This window comes from Microbacterium sp. P5_B6 (genome assembly GCF_056400345.1).
In genome coordinates this window covers 239,553-258,834 of the sequence record NZ_JBFULL010000001.1, presented here as the reverse complement: position 1 = coordinate 258,834, position 19,282 = coordinate 239,553, and the positions used below count along the sequence as shown (strand labels likewise).

General features: G+C 69.0%; 12 protein-coding genes. 8 read left to right on the top strand and 4 right to left on the bottom strand.

The window, feature by feature from the left end; genetic code table 11:
• Positions 1-75 precede the first annotated feature (75 nt).
• Positions 76-1,026: a LysR family transcriptional regulator gene (locus AC1DP3_RS01085; protein WP_477290409.1), complete on the bottom strand. Its 951-nt coding sequence runs from the start codon at positions 1,024-1,026 to the stop codon at positions 76-78.
• 331 nt (positions 1,027-1,357) lie between these two features.
• Here AC1DP3_RS01085 and AC1DP3_RS01080 point away from each other — a divergent pair, with 331 nt between their 5' ends.
• From AC1DP3_RS01080 to AC1DP3_RS01055, 6 genes are all read left to right on the top strand, one after another.
• Positions 1,358-2,662: a C-glycoside deglycosidase beta subunit domain-containing protein gene (locus tag AC1DP3_RS01080; RefSeq protein ID WP_477290407.1), complete on the top strand. Its 1,305-nt coding sequence runs from the start codon at positions 1,358-1,360 to the stop codon at positions 2,660-2,662.
• 41 nt (positions 2,663-2,703) lie between these two features.
• Positions 2,704-4,179, top strand: a complete 1,476-nt coding sequence (locus tag AC1DP3_RS01075; protein ID WP_477290405.1) for a C-glycoside deglycosidase beta subunit domain-containing protein — start codon at positions 2,704-2,706, stop codon at positions 4,177-4,179.
• A 139-nt stretch (positions 4,180-4,318) separates the two neighbouring features.
• Positions 4,319-5,326 carry an alpha/beta hydrolase gene (locus tag AC1DP3_RS01070; RefSeq protein WP_477290403.1) on the top strand — a complete coding sequence of 336 codons (1,008 nt, stop codon included), beginning with the start codon at positions 4,319-4,321 and terminating at the stop codon, positions 5,324-5,326.
• Positions 5,323-6,840: a family 43 glycosylhydrolase gene (locus AC1DP3_RS01065; RefSeq protein WP_477290401.1), complete on the top strand. Its 1,518-nt coding sequence runs from the start codon at positions 5,323-5,325 to the stop codon at positions 6,838-6,840. The genes AC1DP3_RS01070 and AC1DP3_RS01065 overlap by 4 nt, the downstream gene beginning before the upstream one ends.
• Before the next feature lie 117 nt (positions 6,841-6,957).
• Entirely contained in the window at positions 6,958-8,598 is a 1,641-nt protein-coding gene (locus AC1DP3_RS01060) for a DUF5597 domain-containing protein (RefSeq protein WP_477290399.1), read from the top strand.
• A 41-nt stretch (positions 8,599-8,639) separates the two neighbouring features.
• Positions 8,640-10,403, top strand: a complete 1,764-nt coding sequence (locus tag AC1DP3_RS01055) for a glycoside hydrolase family 3 protein (RefSeq protein ID WP_477290397.1) — start codon at positions 8,640-8,642, stop codon at positions 10,401-10,403.
• Positions 10,404-10,460: 57 nt separating this feature from the next.
• On the opposite strand, the gene AC1DP3_RS01050 is transcribed toward AC1DP3_RS01055, so the two are convergent.
• The 3 genes from AC1DP3_RS01050 to AC1DP3_RS01040 all read right to left on the bottom strand — a co-directional run bounded on the left by AC1DP3_RS01050 (position 10,461) and on the right by AC1DP3_RS01040 (position 17,321).
• Positions 10,461-12,596 (bottom strand): glycoside hydrolase family 3 N-terminal domain-containing protein, encoded by a 2,136-nt coding sequence (locus tag AC1DP3_RS01050; protein WP_477290395.1) that lies wholly within the window; start codon positions 12,594-12,596, stop codon positions 10,461-10,463.
• A gap of 79 nt (positions 12,597-12,675) precedes the next feature.
• Positions 12,676-13,968, bottom strand: coding sequence for an ABC transporter substrate-binding protein (locus AC1DP3_RS01045; protein ID WP_477290393.1), 1,293 nt, complete (start codon positions 13,966-13,968; stop codon positions 12,676-12,678).
• Positions 13,969-14,120: 152 nt separating this feature from the next.
• Positions 14,121-17,321, bottom strand: a complete 3,201-nt coding sequence (locus AC1DP3_RS01040; RefSeq protein ID WP_477290391.1) for a glycosyl hydrolase — start codon at positions 17,319-17,321, stop codon at positions 14,121-14,123.
• 154 nt (positions 17,322-17,475) lie between these two features.
• Between AC1DP3_RS01040 and AC1DP3_RS01035 the strand changes: the two genes are divergently transcribed.
• Together AC1DP3_RS01035 and AC1DP3_RS01030 are read left to right on the top strand one after the other, a co-directional pair.
• Positions 17,476-18,438, top strand: coding sequence for a carbohydrate ABC transporter permease (locus AC1DP3_RS01035; protein ID WP_477290726.1), 963 nt, complete (start codon positions 17,476-17,478; stop codon positions 18,436-18,438).
• Between the two features lies 1 nt (position 18,439).
• Positions 18,440-19,276, top strand: coding sequence for a carbohydrate ABC transporter permease (locus tag AC1DP3_RS01030; protein ID WP_477290389.1), 837 nt, complete (start codon positions 18,440-18,442; stop codon positions 19,274-19,276).
• The last annotated feature ends 6 nt before the right edge of the window (positions 19,277-19,282 follow it).

Sequence of the window (19,282 nt, the reverse complement as noted above, 5' to 3'; positions counted from 1 at the left end):
CGATACGTTACGCGTGGTGAAGATCGTGTCGGTTCGCGACGTCCGTATCGGCTCGCGCTTGAGGGAACGCGCGTCTCACGCGGCCGGCGCGATCGCCGCGAGGCGACTCGACACCTGGGCTGCGGCCTTCTCGAAGACGCCGCGCATCCAGGCGTGCTCGGGGTCGCGGCCGTGCACGGGGTGCCACCACAGCGCGTTGACGACGGGCATCGCATCGAAGGGGGGCTCGAGGATCCGGATGCCCCCGACCCTCGACGCGGCTTCGGCGAGCCCCGTCTGCAGGAGTCCGAGGCGGTTGGTCCCCGCGATGAAGTGCGGCAGCGCCAGGAAGCTCTCGACGACGGCCTCGACGTGCGGCTCGATCCCGAGCTGCTGCAGCTGACGCGCGGCCGACGTGAAGGCGGTGCGCGTCTGGAACGTGAACACCCACGGCAGCCGGCCGAGCACCTCCATCGTGAGCTCCTCACCCACCTGCTCATTCGATTCGGACGCGACGACCACCCAGCCGTCGCGCCACAGGTCCATGTAGGGCAGGTCGGTGAGGTGTCCGTGCGGGATCACCATGCCGTCGACCGAGCGCAGCCGGGTGGCGGCCTCTTCGACGATCGAGGGGTTGTGCAGCATGAAGCGGAACCGCACGCCGGGGGCCTCTTCGGCCGCGATCTGCGAGACGGCTCTGCCGATGGTCGCGAAGCCGTAGTCGGAGCCGTAGACGGAGAACTCGCGGGTCGAGTCGTGCGGCGTCCAGGTCGCCTGGCTCTCGAACACGCGGCGGGCAGCATCCAGTGCCGTCGTCGTGTGCTCGGTCAGCCGCAGCGCGAGCGGAGTCAGCTCGTAGGAGTTGCCGCGGCGGGCGAGGATCGGGTCATTGAAGTGGGTCCGAAGCCTCGCGAGCGAGGCGCTGAGCGCGGGCTGGCTGAGGTGCAGCTGCTCCGCCGCGCGGGTCACGCTGCGCTCGGTCAGCAATGCGTCGAGCGCGACCAGGAGGTTCAGGTCGAGGCGGGAGAGCAGGGGCTGATCGGACACGGCGATGTGTTCCTTCGGGTGTGTTCCATGGGGTGACGCGATGCCGCCGAGTGTATCAACGCAATCTATCAAGCCGACAGGGATCATTGCTGGTAGCGATACGGCGCGCAGAGCCGCCGGGGTGGACCCGCGAACCCATGAGTTGTCGAGGGACCCATGATCTCCTCCTCATGGTTTCGGCAAGAGCTCATGGGTTGGCGAGTCCCGGTGGGCATCTGCCAGGGCTATGTGCACATCGGACTTACTTATGCTTGAAAGCGACAGATGCTGATACGGTCGAAACGAGTGGAGATGCGGCAGTGGTGCCGCGCCACCGGAGGAAGGTGCATCGATGCTTCTCGAACGCGAGCTGATCCAATCAGTGGGCTTCCGCAACGTGCAGGAGGGGGACCGGGTCACCGGCTTCCAGCTGCGGCTGCGGATGCCGTCCTATCGCGGGATGGCGGCCTCCCTCATCGACGGGGTCTCGGTCCGGGTCGGCGACATCGTCGACGTGCCCGCCGACGTGCCCCGCTGGACGCTGGGCGGACGCACCTACTCGCTGCAGGAGCTGTGGGACTCCGAGGGTGTGCGCTGGCCGCTCGAAGAGGCCGCGGTGGTCACGGTCCCGTTCGAGGGAGGGCTGCCTGAGGGCACCCACGAGGTGTCGATCGAGCTGCGCCTGCGGATGTCGTACATCCCGCTCGAGCACCAGCCCTCGACGTACCGCGTCTCGCGTCACATCACCCTCACCTCGGCCGAGGACGGCGGCCCGTTCAAATACGGAGTCTCTCTCTACAGCTTCATGACCGACTACGGCACCGTGCTCGACCTCGAGACGGCGGTCGCCGCCGTCGCCGACGTGGGCGCGACGGGCGTCGAGATCCTCGGCGAGGGCCACATCGAGCGGTACCCCGATCCCACCACCGAGTGGATCGACCGCTGGTTCGCGCTGCTCGAGAAGTACTCGCTCGAACCCACCAACTACGGATCGTGGATCGACACCCGCCTGCACTCGAGCGGCGCGCACGCCCGCGACCTCACAGCCGAGGAAGGGGCCGGGATGCTGCAGCGCGACCTGCGGCTCGCCAAGAAGCTGGGCTTCCGCTTCGTCCGGCCGAAGATCGGCGTCGTCTCGAGCGACCTCGTGCCGCATCCGATCTGGACCGAATCGGTCGAGCGCTCGCTCGACCTCGCCGCCGAACTCGATGTGATCATCTGCCCCGAGATCCACTCGCCCACCCCCATCAAGCACGAGGTGGTCGACGACTACATCGGGCTGATCGAGCGCACCGGCACGAAGCATTTCGGGCTGCTGCTCGACACCGGGATCTTCCAGGACCGGCCGATCGCCCTCAAGCCGGGCGAGCTGCCCGGCCAGCGCCCGGCCTTCATGGACGGCATCGCGGTCGACCCGGCCGACATCGCCGACATCGCGAAGTACGTCGTGTTCATCCAGGCGAAGTTCCACGACATCGACGAGAACCTCGAGGACCAGCAGATCCCCTGGGAGCCGGTGCTCGGCGCCCTCAAGAACGCCGGGTACACCGGCTACCTCTCGAGCGAATACGAAGGCGAGCGCGAGCCATGGCGCTCGATCGAGCAGGTTCGCCGGCAGCACTCCCTCATGCGGCGGGTGGCATCGCGGCTCCCCTGAGTCCGACGCCCTTCCCGACAGACCCGACGACAGGACCCGACATGCCCAACGGACTCATCCACGACGACAGCCTGCGCGTGCACCCGGACGGGCTCGCCCTGCGCCTCACGATCCCCTGGTACCGGAGCCTCTGGCTCTCGTCCGTCTCGACGCTCGCTCTCACCATCGACGGCGAGCCCGTGAACGAAGAGGACCTCGCGTTCGACCTCGGCGGTCGGCGGTACGCACTCGCCGAGCTTCCGCAGCAGAGCGATGTGCTGTGGTATCTGCAGGAGCACCCGCTGCTGATCGTGAAGCGACAGCATCCCGTCGCCCTGGGCGAGGAGCACGACGTCGTGCTGCACGGTGAGCTGCGGCTGCCGTACATGCAGATCGCGCCGGGCCAGGACGGCGGACCCGGCATGTACGTCCCGAACATCGTCCACGATGTCCGCCACCTGACGGTCGTCGACCGGGATGCCGCATCCCCCGCGCTCGTCCGCGACGTTCCGCCGGCACCCGCTGCCACCGATGCGGATCCGTTCCAGCTCGGCCTCACGCTCTACTCGGCGAGCGCGGAGTTCCGCGCCGGGTGGTTCGACTTCGACGGGCTGCTCGATCGGGTCGCCGAGCTCGGCATCGGCCCCGGCATCGAGATCGTCGCCTCGCAGGTGCTGCCGACGTACCCGATCGTCTCGGCCGAGTTCGTCCGCACGTGGCGCGCGGCCTTCGACAAGCACGGCTTCGACGAGAGCTCGTTCGGCGCGAATCTCGACATGGGCCGCCGTCGCGACCGCGACATGACGCCCGGCGAGGAGTTCGAGTTCAGCGAGCTCATGTTCCAGGGTGCCAAGAAGCTCGGCTTCCCGCTGGTGCGCATCCAGAGTGCCAAGCCCGAGCTGCTGCGCCGCCTGCTGCCCGTCGCCGAGAAGCTCAACCTCAAGCTGGCGTATGAGATCCACGCGCCCATGGGCCCGAACGCCCCGGCCGTGATGAAGGTGCGCGAAACCTACGCCGAGCTCGACTCGCCGCTGCTGGGCTTCGTCGCCGACTTCTCCTCGACCATGCACGCGATGTCGCCGACCCTGCTGCGTGCGGTGCAGCGTGCGGGGCTGGATGACGACGCGCTCACGAAACTTCAGCAGATCTGGGCGACCGACGCCACGATGCAGGAGCGCCAGCAGGAGTTCATCGGCTACCTCAAGGGCCGCGACTTCGACCCGGGCCGCCTGGGATCCTTCGCGCACCTCGCGTTCAACATGCACGGGCACGTCGCCCCGCAGGAGTGGGCCGACATCATGCCGCAGATCCTGCATGTGCACGCGAAGTTCTACGACATCGACGAGAACGGCCAGGAGCCCGCGATCGATTACCCGGAGCTCGTGCGCGTCTTCGTCGAGGGCGGATACCGGGGGTACTGGTCCAGCGAATGGGAGGGCCACGCGTTCGCCGAGCTCGGCGAGGTCGACCCGCTCCTGCTCGTGCGCAAGCAGCACGACCTGATCCGCCGCTCGATGCGGGAGCTGCAGCCGGCGTGAGCTCAGCCCGTGTGAGCGCCGGGTGCAGCATCCGAAGTTCGCAGAATGCGACGAACTTCGCAGCCGCACCCGCGAATGCGTGCGAAGTTCGCGCGTATCTGCGAACTTCGAACGTCAGAGAGACCACAGAGAGGTGCGCATGACCGACCAGCCCGACTTCCGTCGCATGCCGATCGCCGATGCGGTCCGCTGGCTCGCAGAGAACGGCGAGCCCGCCGATCCGCGCACCGACATCGACACCGCGTCACTGAAGGGCCGGTTTCCGCGCCTGGAGAACGTCGAGACGACCGACCTCGGTATCGCGGGACCGCACGGCAGGCTCGTGCCGGCGAGGCTGTACCGGGATGCTGCGGCACCGGCATCCGGTCGCGCCCTGGTGTGGGTGCACGGCGGAGCGTTCATCGGCGGGCATCTCGACATGCCCGAGGCGCACTGGGTCTCGCTCGAGCTTGCGGCGCGCGGCATTCCGGTCCTCTCGGTGGACTACGTCAAGTGCCTCGGCGACGTGCACTTCCCCGAGCCGACGGACGAGGTGCGGGCGGCGTGGCTGCACGCGCGCGCCCACGCGCAGGACCTCTTCGGCCTCGACGCGGAAGCGGTCCTGCTCGGCGGCGGGAGCGCCGGAGGCAACCTGACGGCGGGTGCTGTCGCGCAGCTTGAGGATGCCGGTGAGCCGGTGCCTGCGGGGCTCGTGCTCGTCTACCCCGTCGTGCACCCCAACGGCCCCGAGGCCTCTGCCGAGGTGGACCTCGCCTCGGTGCACGGCCAGCTCGCGATGAACTTCGCCGGGTCGGAGGATGCGCTGCGGGACCCGCACGCGTTCGCCGCGCTCGGGCGCGTGGACGGCTTCCCGCCGACGCTCGTGGTCGTGTGCGAGAACGATGACCTGCGTCCCTCGGGTGAAGCGTTCGCGCGGCAGCTGGCGGACGCGGGTGTGGCGGTGCGGCTGCATCTGGAGACGGGGGCGGATCACGGTCACATCAATGAACCGTCCGACCCGACGGCCGTGCCGACGATCGAAGCGATCGCAGAGTGGATCCGGCGCGTGAATCCGCAGACCGCCGCGCTGCGCGCCGGAGGGGACGTCGAGGTGAGCTCGCGCATCGAGACTGGCGAAGATCTCAGAAGGGCCGGCACGCTCGCATGACCACGTTCACCAATCCCGTCCTCTCCGGCGACCGGCCGGACCCCGCGGTCATCAAGGTCGGCGACGAGTACTGGATGACGTACTCGTCGTTCGAGGCGGCGCCGGGCCTTCTGCTGTACCGCTCCACCGATCTCGTGAACTGGAAGTACGTGACGGCCGCCCTGCCGAACCCTGTCGGCAACACGTTCGCCGTCGACATCGCCGAGCACGACGGCCGGTTCTTCATCTACATCCCGTTCATCCCCACGCCGTGGTCGACGCTGACCGATGCGTCGATCTTCGTGATCCACGCCGACACGATGAGCGGTCCGTGGTCGGAGCCGATCGACCTGGGCATCCGGGGCGTGATCGACCCGGGCCATGTCGTCGGCGAGGACGGCACGCGGTACCTCTTCACGAGCGGGGTGCGCCGCATCCAGCTCGCCGACGACGGGCTGTCGACGGTCGGCGAACTCGAGAAGGTCTACGACGGCTGGCGGTATCCCGACGACTGGATCACGGAGGCGTACGCGCTGGAAGGCCCCAAGCTCTTCTGGCGCGCGTCAGCAAGCCGGGGGTCTGGGGCGGAGCCCCAGAAGGATCAGGATGAGTATGTCTACCTCGTGAGCGCCGTCGGGGGCACCGGCGGTCCGCCGACCGGCCACATGGTGATCGTCGCGCGCTCGCGGTCGGTCGACGGACCCTGGGAGAACCACCCGCGGAACCCGATCGCCCGCACGGAGGATGCATCCGAGGCGTGGTGGTCGCGGGGGCACGCGACGCTGGTGCCTGGGCCCGCAGGTTCCGCTGAGGACGACTGGTGGATGGTCTCGCACGGCTACGAGAACGGCTACCGCACGCTCGGCCGCCAGATCCTGCTCGAGCCGATCCGGTGGGGCGAGGATGACTGGCCGCAGGCCGCAGTCCGCGACATCGGCGGACCGCTCCAGGCGCCGGTCGGCGCAATGGCCCAGACCTTGGAGCAGGACATCGAGGACGACTTCGCGCAGCTCGAGCTCGGCAGGCGCTGGACCTTCCACGCCCCTGGCCCCGGCGAGGCCGAGCGCGCGCGCATCGAGGACGGTCTGGTGCTGCGTGGCAAGGGCGCCTCACCCGCTGACACCTCGCCGCTCGCGATGCTCACCGGAGACCACGCCTACGAGATCGAGGTCGACGTCGCGGTCGAGGCCGGCGTCGAAGCAGGTGTGCTCCTGTTCTTCAACAACCGGCTCTTCTGCGGCATGGGCATCGACGGCGAGCGCATGCTGAGCTATTCGGGCGGCATCCGCACACACTGGCGCGAACCTGCGCCGGCGACCGATCGCATCACGCTGCGCCTTCGCAACGACAGACACATCGTCACCGGCTGGTACCGCGTGCCGGGCGGCGACTGGGTTCGCCACGCGATCCGCTACGAGACCGCGGGCTACCACGCCAACACGACGGGGGACCTCCTGAGCCTGCGCCCCGCCCTGTATGCGACCGGGGCCGGCGAGGCCACGTTCCGCGACTTCCGCTACCGTGCGCTGGGCTGACCCGACCGTGAGACGAGAAGGACACGGCGAGACGGTGGGGATCACCCGCGGTCTCGGCGTGCAGATGTCGTCTCAGCGTCATCACTACCGACTTCGCCCCCCAGGACAGGACGCTTCATGACCGACCAGCTTTCTCCGGCCACACGCCCGTGGACCCTCTCGACCGAGGCGCCGTTCGTGCTGCGCCGCGACGGAGCTCCCGCCCTGCTCGTCGGCGGGCAGGTCTTCAACTCGGCGTCGTCCTCGCCGAAGGCGATCGCGGACTCGTTCGCGCACGTGCGAAACGTCGGCTCGAACGTCGTGCTCTCCCCCGTGAGCTGGGCGCTGAGCGAGCCCGCCGAGGGCACATTCGACTTCTCCCTTGTCGACACCATGCTCGTGGAGGCGCGGAAGAACGACCTTCGCCTGGTGCTGCTGTGGTTCGGCGCGTTCAAGAACGCAGCATCCACGTACTCGCCCACCTGGGTCCGCAGCGACCCGCAGCGGTTCCCGCGCGTCGTCGTCGAGCCGAAGGGGATGCAGGCGTTCAGCTATGAGGGGGCGACCGCGAAGCCGGTGCTCTCTGCGTTCAGCCCCGAACTGCGAGAGGCCGACGCGAAGGCTTTCGAGGCGCTCATCCGGCACCTCGTGGATGCCGACCCCGACGGCACGGTCGTGATGGTGCAGGTCGAGAACGAGTCGGGCCTGCTCTCCGACAGCCGCGACCGGAGCGCGCTCGCCGAGGCGGCGTGCACTGCAGCCGTGCCGCCCGAGCTGCTCGCCCACGTGCGAGCGACGCCGGCGGGCAGCACGTCGGCCCGGCGACTCTGGGAGTCCAGCGGCAGCCGTGGCGAGGGCACGTGGTCGCAGGTCTTCGGCGACACGCCCGCGGCCGACGAGATCTTCATGGCCTGGGCCATCGGCACCTATGTCGAGCACCTCGCCCAGCGCGGCCGGGCGATCGCCAACATCCTCATGTACGCGAACGCGTGGCTCGGTCCGCAGCCGGGTCAGGACACGCCGGGTCAGTACCCGAGCGGTGGTCCGGCATCCACCGTGCTCGATGTCTGGCGCGCCGCGGCGCCCTCGCTCGCGCTCCTCGGACCCGACATCTACATCAAGGATGCCGACGCGGCGATGAAGCAGTATGCGACCGGCATCCAGCCCTTCTTCGTTCCCGAGAGCCAGCTGCGAGCCGCCGAACTGGTCCGCTCGATCGGCACGTACGGTGCCGTGGGCTGGTCGGCCTACGGTCTCGACGCCGCGAACCCCGAGGGGCAGCTCTCGACGACCCTCACGTTCATCGCAGGGCTCGAGGACGAGATCGCGGCAGCCGCGCTCCGAGGGAGCATCGATGCCGTCGTGCTCGAGCCCGGTGTCGAGGCCGAGACCCGGAGCATCGACGGCATCGACATCACGGCGCGCGGGGCACGGGAACTGCTTCGGCGGATGCTGCTGGATGTCGGCGTGAGCATCCCCGACACCGCACTGGCGGTGCCTGACGAAACGGTCCCGAACGCGCAGATGGCCACGCCGGGTGAGACCCGGCCTTTCGCCCTGATCGCCGGCACCGGCGACGGCGACTTCCTCGTCATCGGACGCGAGCTCACGCTGGACTACTTCGCCGCCGATGCCCGAATCGAGATCGACTCGGTGCAGGAGCTGATCATCGAAGACCGGAAGGTCGTGCCGGGTCGAGTGCTCAACGGTGATGAGCGGCTGATGATTCTGCCGAACGATCGCGTCGGCGCCGCTCGCATCCGCCTGCTCCATCTCTGAAAGCGTGAAATGCCGCGAGACGTCTGGGGAGAGGAACGGGAATGGCAGCGGACGTGATGACGATCGTCGATGAGCTGTCGCTCGATCAGCAGCTGGGACTGCTGCTCCACCCGATCGTCGACATCGATGAGCACACGGACGTCGACTCCTCCTCCGGCTTCGGCGGCCCGACCTTCCGCGAGCTGATCGAGGGTCGGGGGGTGCGCTTCATCGCGCTGCGCATGATCCCCTCGCCGAGTGCCACCGCGGTCGTCCTCGAGCGCCTGCAGGTGCTCGCACGGTCGACGGGGTCGCGCCTGCCGATCGTGTTCTCGACCGACCCTCGGCACTCGTTCACCGACAACCCCGCGGCCGCGCACAGCGCGCAGGGCGTCTCGCAGTGGCCCGAGAACATCGGGCTGGGCGCGATCGGCGATGAGGAGCTGGTGCGCAGATACGGCGACATCGTCCGCCGTGACTACCTGGGCATGGGAATCCGCATGGCCCTGCATCCGCAGGTCGACCTCGCCACCGAGCCGCGGTGGGCGCGCCAGGCGCAGAGCTTCAGCTCGGATGCCGGCGAGACCGGTCGGCTGCTCGCGGCCTTCCTCGAAGGGCTCCAGGGGCCGGCGCTGGGGCCGACGAGCGTCGCAGCGACGGTCAAGCACTTCCCGGGAGGCGGCCCGCAACTCGATGGTGAGGACCCGCACTTCCCCTACGGTCGCGAGCAGGTCTACCCGGCCGGTCGCTTCGAGGACCACCTCGCCCCGTTCCGCGTCGCCATCGAGTCCGGCGTCGGCGCGATCATGCCCTATTACGGGATGCCGGTCGGCCTGAGCCTCGACGGGCGACCCGTCGAGGAGGTCGGCTTCTCCTTCAACACGCAGATCATCACCGGGCTCCTGCGCGAGAAGCTCGGATACGACGGCGTGGTCCTCACGGACTTCGGACTCGTCACCGATGTGACGGTCCTCGGCAAGCCGTTCCCGGCGAAGGCGTGGGGAGTGGAGTCGCTCTCGCCCGTCGAGCGCGTCGGACGGCTCTTCGCGGCGGGCGTCGACCAGCTGGGAGGCGAGTCCGACGTGGCCCTGCTGCAGGCGGCGGTCGAGCGCGGTCTGATCTCACCCGATCGAGCAGCGCAGAGCGCGCGGCGGATCGTTCGGCTCATGTGGGCACTGGGGCTCTTGCACGCCGAGCAGTCGGCGCCCATGGCGCCTTCGGATGCGCCGCGACGTGAGGATGTCGTCCTGGGTCGCGAGGCGCAGGCCCGTTCGGTCGTGGTGCTCGACAACGGGTCCGCCGAGGCCCCCACGCTTCCGCTCGGCGAACGACAGCGGGTTCACCTCGTCGGAGTGTCGGAGGCGACTCTTCCTGCGGGCTGGTCGGCTGCTGAACCGGAGAAGGCCGACGTCGCCATCGTGCGGATCGGTGCTCCCTATGAGGAGCGCGACGAGTACTTCCTCGAGTCGGGGATGCGGCAGGGGACGCTGGAGTTCGCGCCCGAGACCGCGGACGCCATCCTCGCGCTCGCCGAGTCGCTGCCGGTCGTTCTCGTCGTCCACTTGAGCCGACCCGCCATCCTCACGCCCTTCGTCGGTCATGTCGCGGCGATCGTCGCGGAGTTCGGCATCTCGGACGAGGTCCTGATGGAGGTGCTCTCCGGTGGGGCCCCCACGGAAGGGCGACTCCCGTTCGAGCTGCCGTCGAGCATGCACGCGGTGCGTGACAGCGCACCCGACGCCGCGAACGACAGCGACAGCCCGCTCTTCCCTGTCGGGTCCGGGATGCCGCTCCCGCCGAAAGACGGCCCCGCTCGCCGGGCCTGACGCGCACTCCCGCCGAAAGACGGACTCGCTCGCTGACAGTGACGGCCCCAAGTTCTCCTACCGGACGCGCAGAGCGACGGGCTGGGTGCTCTCGAGTGTCGAGCCCACGTGCAGCACGAAGGCGCCCGGCTCGACCGTGAAACGGCCGTCGGCGAGCCGGAACCCGAGCTGCTCGGGGCCGATCGCGAACGTGAAGAGGGCGGTCTCACCGGCGGCGAGAGCGCGCCGCTCGAATGCCGCGAGCCGCCGCACCGGCGGTGCGAGGCTCGCCACGAGGTCCTCCACGTAGACCTGCACTACCTCGTCGCCGGCGCGTGCCGACGTGTTCGTGACCTCGATCTCGAGCACGATCGAATCGTCGGCACCGATCTCGTCGGCCGAGACCCGGGCCTCGCCGTGCACGAACGTCGCGTACCCCGAGCCGTGCCCGAAGGAGAACTGCGGGCCCAGGTCGAGGTCGAGGTACTTCGAGGTGTACTTGTCCTTCACGTTTGCCGGGCCGTCGAGCACCACATCGACGGAGGCGAGGGTCATTTCGCCGCGCACTGTCGCGGGGCGTCCGGTGTTCTCGTGCGCATAGTGGATCGGCACCTGCCCTTCCGAGCGTGGGAAGGACATCGGCAGGCGTCCGGCGGGCTCCTGATCGCCGAAGAGCAGATCGACGATCGCGGTCGGCGCCTCCGTACCGCCATGCCACACCTGCAGGACGGCCGGAGCGTGGTCGATCCAGTCGGCGACGACGAGGGGCCGGCCGCTCACGAGGATCACCACGAACGGGATGCCGGTCCCGGCGATCGCCCGGATGAGCTCCGCCTGCCGCCCCGGCAGCCGCAGATCGCTGCGCGACGCGGCCTCTCCGGAGAGTGACGAGGGCTCGCCGACGCAGACCACGACGACGTCGCTCTCGAGCGCCTGCGTCGCAACCGCGTCGAGATCGTCGGAGCGGTCCCCGAAGAACGACACGCCTTCTGCGACCGTGAACTCCGCTTCGCTCCGGGAGCCCAGCGCGTCGGCGATGCTCGTGGAGCGGGCGGAGAACGCCTGGGTCCAGGCCCCGAGGTGATCGGCCGAGGTCGCGTAGGGGCCGGTCAGGAGCACGCGTGCAGCGCGGGCGAAGGGCAGAGTGCCGTCGTTGCGCAGCAGCACGGCGGAGCGCGCGGCCGCGAGCCGCGCCTGCGCCCGCGACGCGGGGGTCGGCTCGGTCAGCTCGGCGGCTTCATCCGCGTACGGTCGCTCGAACAGGCCCAGCGCCTCTTTCATGCGGAGCACGCGCGTCACGGCGTCGTCGAGCCTCGCAGGGTCAAGAGTGGCGGCATCCCACCCGATCGCGGAGGGCGTCCCGCCCATCTCGATGTCCAGGCCCGCTCCGTAGGCAGCGTGCACGGCCTGGTCGAGGGTCTCGGCCACCCGATGGGGCAGCAGGTTCGCGACGCCGTCGGCGTCACCGACGACGGCCCCCTCGAATCCCCACTCGTCCTTGAGCACGTCGGTCAGCAGGGCGCGGTTGACGTGCATCGGGATGCCGGCCACCGTGTTGAAGGAGGCCATCACCGACGCGACCCCGGCCTGCACAGCTGCGCGGAACGGCTCGAGGTAGACGTTCCGCAGGCGATGGGCCGAGACATCCACGGTGTCGTAGTCGCGACCGCCCTCGGGCTGGCCGTAGGCGACGAAATGCTTCGCGGTCGCCGCGATCGTGCCGGGCGCGGCGAGGTCGGCACCCTGGTAGCCGCGCACCATCGCCGCGCCCATCGTGGCGGCCAGGAGCACGTCCTCGCCGAATCCCTCGACCACCCGGCCCCATCGGGGGTCGCGCGAGACGTCGACCATCGGAGAGAAGGTCCAGGTCACCCCGCCCGAGCGGGCCTCGAGCGCGGCGGTGCGCGCGAGGGCCTCGACGAGGGCGGGGTCGAAGGACGCCGCCTGGGCGAGCGGCACGGGCCCGATGGTGCGCTGACCGTGGATCACGTCGAGGGCGATCAGGATCGGGATGCCGAGCCGCGTGTTCTCGACCGCTTCGCGCTGCAGGGCATTCGATGCCGCGGCCGACTGCGGCCAGAACATCGATCCGACGCCCTGCCGCACCAGTTCGGCGGCATCGGCCAGAGCCGGCCGGAAAACGATCTGCAGCTGACCGAGCTTTTCGGCGAGCGTCATCTCCGCGAGGAGTGATCGGATGCGGTCGCTGGTCATCGACATTCCTTCTCAAGAGGACCGCAGCCCGGAGAACGCGTCTCCGGGCTGCGGTGGGTACTGCTGGTCCTGCTGGTGATCACTGGTCCCAGGCGGTGTCCATGTCATCGAGCACCTGGTCGACCGTCTTCTGGCCGGTGAGGAGCCCCTGCACGCCGATTCCGAGAGCGTCGTACACGGCGGGGTTGGGCCACGTCGCGTTCGGGACGCCGGTGAAGTCGCCGTTCGCGAGCAGGTCGCCGATCGGCTGGTAGGCCTCTGACAGCTCGTCGGGGACGATGCCGGTGATCGGCACGCTGCCGGAGAGGTCCGCGTACTCCTTGGCGTTGTCGGGCTCGGCGACCCAGTCGAGGAAGGCCTGGGCGGACGCCTTCACGTCCTTGTCGGCAGAAGCATTGATGGCCCAGGCGTAGTTGGCGCCGGTCACGGTGAACGCCTTGCCTCCGTCTGCCGGCGGGAAGGCCTGCACGTTGAGCTTTCCGCCCGTTGCCTGCGAGATCGAGTCCGCGGCGCTGCCGGGAACCGCTGCCGTCAGCGACGTGCCGCCGCCGAGGCCCTGAGTGATCGTGTCGAAGGTTCCACCAGCGGCTCCGTCCTGGAAGCAGCCGCTGTCGTTCAGCTCGACGATGTCGTTGAGCACATCGCGCCAGCCGCTGTCGGCGAAGGTCACGTCACCGGCGGCGCGCTGGTCGTTCCAGTCGGGGTCGTCGGCGTAGACGCGGGTCGCCGAGATCAGCATCGACATGAGGCCGGTGTTGAAGGGGACGCCGCCCGCGAGGACGATGAAGCTCTTGCCGCCGTCACGTGCCGTCTTGCAGTCCTTCAGCAGATCTTCGTATGTCGTGGGGTAATCCTTCAGGCCCACCTCGTCGGCAGCGGTGAGGTTGAGCACCATTCCCACGGGGGTCAGGCCGGCCGGCTGGGCGAACGTGTCGCCGTCAACCTGGTATTCGGCCTCGCTGCCGGCAGGGATGAGGGCCACTGAGGTGTCGTCGAGCGGCTCGAGGAAGCCGGCATCCGCCAGAGTGACGACCGAGATCGCCTGGCCCGTGCCGGGTGCGAGCACCATCATGTCGGCGGCATTGCCGGCCTGCAGCTGCGTCGTCACCTGCGTGTTGTACGCCTCGGACGGGTAGGGGATGACCTCGACCTTGACGCCCGTCTCTTTCGAGTACTTGTCGAGCATCTGCGCGTAAGCGTCGTCCTGATCGTTGGCCTGGGCGACCATGACGGAGAAGCCTGTCTGGGAGGCGTCTCCCGTGCTGCCGCCGTCGTCGGCTGCGCCGGAGCATCCGGCGAGGACCAGGACACCGGCGACCGGGACCGCGAGAAGCGACCACCGGAGATGCCGGCTGGTGGAAAGCTGTGACATTTCGTACCTTTCGTGACGTCATTGTCGTCAGCGGTGCAGCTGACCTGCGGCTCGGGAGGCCGTACGTCCACTGTGACACCATTTGCACCATTCCGACATAACTATCGCTTATGTGCGGCAATAGGGTCACTGATCCGCTGGTGCGCCCTCGCTCAGCGGTGGATATGGAGGGCAACCTCGCCCGCCAGGCCGGCGGGCAGCGGAAGGGCAGACGGCTCGAAGACCGAGGCCATCGGTGCGAAGATCTGCCCAGACGGATGCGCCGCCTCGGCGATCAGGCGGTTGCGCCACGGCGTGGCGACGCGCACCTCGAGCCGATTGGCACCCGCGCGCACCGCCGATGTGACGTCGATCTCGAAGGGCGCCGTCCAGACGACTCCGCAGTCGACGTCGTTCACGAGGATCCGCGCGATGTCGCGGACTTCGCCGAGCGAGAGGGTGACCGGAGCGTCATCGGCGCCCACGGGGGCCTCGAACGTGCAGCGATATGTCGCCGTGCCGGAGAATCCCCGCGCCTGCTCATCGAGGTCGGTCCACAGAACCGGCCCCTCGGGCAGATCGATCTCCTCCTGACCGATGGTCAGGGTCCATGGTCCTCGGAGAGGAGAGGAGCGAGGGGATGCCGCCTCCTGGGGGTTCCCGGTTCCGCCCGGCACGATGAACACCGAGCCGAAGGGCGGCAGGCAGACGTCGAATGACAGGCGTCCGTCGGGAGTGGGCACCCCTGCCAAACCCGTCGCCCGCAGGCTGACCGGATCCCACGTGCTCAGCCCGCCGACGGCTTCCGGCACGATCACGCGCGCCCGCACTTCGTCTCCCTCCGGATTGGCGAGGAACGTCACCCGCCTGCCGTCGATCAGGCGCGCGATCGATCGGAGTGGCGCGCCCGTCACCTCGACATCGGGGTGGATGCCCAGTTCCTGCAGCGCGGCGGCGAGGTCGGAGGTCGGCACCACGCGCCCCCGGGCGCGCGGGAGCGCCCAGATGCGGTTGCACAGGCCTGCGAATTCCCGATCATCGTCCGCGAGCGACGGTGAACTCTCCGGACGCGGTCCGACGACCGTCGCACCCTGATCCAGCAGCATTTCGATGCGCCGGAGCGCCTTCAGGCTGATGCGTCGACTCGATCCTCCGAGATAGAGAACCCGATATCGTGCACCGGCCGATCGCAGTCCCTCGGTGCCGGCCGTGAGCACCGACAATCCGTCCATCCCGACATAGTCGAAATCGAAACCGGGCGGCACCGTCCGATCGAGGTGCGCATCGAACAGGCCCGTCACCGGGGCCTCCTCACCGACGAAGACCGCGACGTCGACGGCGGGTTCGCCGCTGGAGAGCACGGCTGAGCAGCGGGCCAGGTAGTCGATCCAGGGACCGGCCATGTCGGCCCAGGTCTCGTTCGCCGTGAACGACTGCCCGAGGAACGGCGCGAGGGCGATGCCCGGGACCGGGACCGCGAGGGGCTGGTGCGGAGACGTATGGATGCAGAACCGCGTCACACCGAGCGAGAGCTGCAGGTCGGCGATGTGCTTGAGGGTGCGCGGGGTCCAGGACCAGGGATTGTCGAACGAGGTGAATGCCTCGCTGCCCACCCACTTCTTGCCGTGGACGTGGGCGACCGAGGCGGCGCCCTTCAGATCGGCGACGTACGTCGGCCGCGGGCCGGCATCAGGACGGAACGTCCACATCGCGCCCATCGGCACGTCGGCTGCGGCGCGCATCGCCAGGTCGTCGCCGAGCGACGGTCGCCCGTCCTCCAGCGCTTCGGAGTAGTAGAGCATACCTCGCCGCCGCGCTTCCGCGCCGAGGGTGCCGTAGTACTGCTCGGCCAGCAGTTCAGCCAGCGTGCGGCGGTAGTCGAAGAGGAACCGGTCCGTGTCCGCCGCGCTCTTCACGAGCCGGCCGGCGAGGGCCGGGAGCCACCGCAGAGGGTCGTAGCCCCGGCGCTCGCGGAAGTGCTCGCCGATGGCGTCGGTCCAGTTCTGCGGCCCGGCCTCGATGCTGTCGCTGAGCAGTGCGGCGAACCTGGCGGGTGCGGCATCCTCCCCTCCGAAGCGGGCGAGGTGCGTCGCGAGGTAGGACGCGACCCGTGCGCTGTCGAGCTTGTCGACCTCGAGACCGGTCGAATCCCGGGGCGCCGGCCCATTGGTCTGCCCCGTCAGCGACGCCCCGAGGCGCAGGATGAGCCAGCGCCCGGGGGGCGCCTCCCAGCGGAGCCTCCCGTTGGCGACGTGCGCGGTCAGGTCGATCACGTCGTCGGGCGCCACTGCGCCGCAATCCTCCGCGCCGTCGACCGCGTAGTAGTCCGGCACGACGCCGAAGCCGGCCTTGACCTCGGCGTGGTGCACCCGAGCATCGGGGCGCAGGGCGAACTCGGACACGCGGAACTCGTGGGCCGGCCGCAGGACGGGGGGCAGCCGCACGCCGGGTGACGTGGGAGGAAGCGCGTCGGCGGCGCTGCCGCCCGAGACCACGAGCCGGAACCGGCGGGCCGTGACGGGTGCGAAGCTCGCCGTGCGAGCGGGCACCGACGTGGGGCCGAGCCGCACGACATCTCGGTAGGCGAGACCGTCGTCGCTCGCCTGCAGCACCGCGTCCGGCGGGGGCGCGGCGCCGAAGCCCCCGGCGCCGGGGAGCCCGATCGTCACCGAGCGCACCGTGACCGGCTCGTCGAAGCGCTGCTCGATCCACGCCTCCGACCACGCCTCGGGGTCCCGCGGCAGAGACACCGTGGGCCCGAACGAGGCGTCGACGAGGGGGTCCCACGTCGAGAGGGGGGAGGATGCCGTCACCGCGGCAGGCTGAAGCGCCTCGCCCTGCTCGCGATGGGGCATCGCCAGCACGACCCAGTCCGTCGCGAATCGAGGCGCGGTCGCGTCGCCTTCTCGGGGACTGTCCTGATAGAGCCCTGCGACGGCCGGGAGAGGTGTCAGTGCGACCTCGACGAGAGCGCCGCCCTCGACCACCGTCTCCGACCAGACGACCTTCTTCATCGCGTCCTCAGGTGCCACCCACGGCCCGCCGGAGGCGCTCCAGCCCGACGACGTCGTCACGGCGAGTTCCAGTCCGAGGTCGCCGGCAGTCTGCACGGCCGTGTCGATCGCGTCAGCCCAGGCCGCAGAACCTGGTCGCACCGCCTCGGGAACGACGAGGGGCACGCCCATACCGCCGTCGAACAGCTGCACTCCGCGCACCCCGACGCGGTGCAGCCACGTGAGATCGCGGACGATGCCCGCAGAGTCCACGTTCCCGTCCATCCAGTGCCACCAGGCGCGGGGCCGGGCATCGTCGGGAGGATCGACGAAGACTCGCCAGAGCGCGTCGCCTGTCGGGAGATTCTCGGGTGCGATCACGGTCCTCATCATTGCCCGGACCACTTCCGTGCGGACGTTCCCCGCACTTATATCGGATATCGCTAACACTAATGTGTGCTTCCGACACAAGTGTGTGATAGTGGCTCCAGGCGCCGCAGAAGTCGCGGTGCATGACGACGAGGTCAGAGAGCAGATGACAGTGACGATCGAGCAGCAGGACAGCACTCGCACCCTCACCGTGCCTCCCAAAGCCAGGCGCACCCCGCGACCACGCGGTCGCAGACCGCTCATCAGCTACGGACACTGGTGGTGGGCGCTGCCCGCGATCCTCCTCGTGATCGCCGTCCACTACGCCGCCACGCTCACCGGCGGGTTCTTCGCCTTCACGAACTGGACCGGCCTGGGCGACTGGGAGTTCATCGGCTTCGACAACTTCGTCCGCATCTTCAATGATCCGACGCTCCTCGGGTCGGTGTGGAACACGCTGTTCCTCGCCTTCGCGTCGGTGATCGCGACGAACGTCATCGGCCTCATGTTCGCCCTCGCCATCAACCGCACGCTCAAGACGCGCTACATCCTCAGGACGCTCCTCTTCCTCCCCGTGGTCCTGAGCCCGCTGGCCGTCGCCTACATCTGGAAGTTCATCTTCCAGTTCAACGGCCCCCTGAACGGCTTCCTCGGACTTCTCGGCCTGGAGAGCCTGCAGAAGGTCTGGCTCGCCGACCCCACCTGGTCGATCTGGGCGATCCTCGTGACGGTGGTCTGGCAGCAGACCGGCTTCGTCATGGTCATCTACCTGGCCGGCCTCGCCTCGGTGCCCGTCGAGATCGAAGAGGCCGCGGCTCTGGACGGCGCCGGCATCTGGCAGCGCTTCATCCACGTGACCGTGCCGGCCATCCGCCCCTCGATCGCGATCGCCACGACCCTCGGGATCATCCAGGGCCTGCGCATCTTCGACCAGATCTTCGCCCTCACCGGCGGCGGTCCGGCTGGTGCCACCGAGACGCTCGCCACGCAGGTCTACAAGCAGGCGTTCTCGCTCGGCCAGTTCGGATTCGGCTCGTCGCTCGCGCTCGTCCTGACTCTGATCATCCTCGTCTTCGCCATCATTCAGCAGTACGCGACGCGTGACCGCGACGCCGTCGGAAGGGCCTGACATGTTCCGCTACACCAAGCTCACCGCCGTCCGCGAGGTCGGCATCTGGATCATCGCCCTCATCTGGCTGCTGCCCTTCTACTTCCTGATCGCAACGGCGTTGAAGACAGACCAGGAGGCGCTGACCTCCAGCCCCGTCGCGCCGCCCTCGTCGCTGGACTTCAGTGCCTTCGTCCAGGTGCTGACCACCGGCGGGCGCGACAGCATCCCGCTCAGCATCCTGAACAGCGTCATCATCACCGGCGGTGCGATCCTGGGGCTGGTGCTGGTCGGCTCCATCGCCGCCTACGTCATCACCCGCCGCACCCGGAGGTGGACGAACCTCTCGTTCTACCTCGTCCTGATCGCGATCATCCTGCCGGCGCAGCTCGGCACCGTTCCCCTCTACATCGGGGCTCGCACCGTCGGTCTCACGGGGAACGCGCTCGGCATGATCCTGCTGTGGATCGGCATCCTGATCCCCCTCGCGGTCTTCCTCTACGCGAGCTTCTTCCGCGGGCTCACCACCGAGTACGAGGAGGCGGCCGTCATCGACGGCGCGTCGCCGACGCAGGCCTTCTTCCGGGTGGTGCTGCCCCTGATGGCGCCGGCGACCGGCACGGTCGCGATCCTTGCGGGCCTCATCGTCTGGAACGACTTCTTCAACTCGCTGATCTTCCTCGGGGGCTCCACCACCCAGACGCTTCCCGTGGCGATGTACACCTACGTCGGAGGCCTGGTCTCCGCGTGGAACAAGATCTTCGCCGTCGTGATCATCTCCATGGTCCCGATCCTGATCTTCTACATGTTCGCCCAGAAGAAGTTCATCCAGGGCTTCGCCGGAGGCCTGAAGGGCTGACAGGCG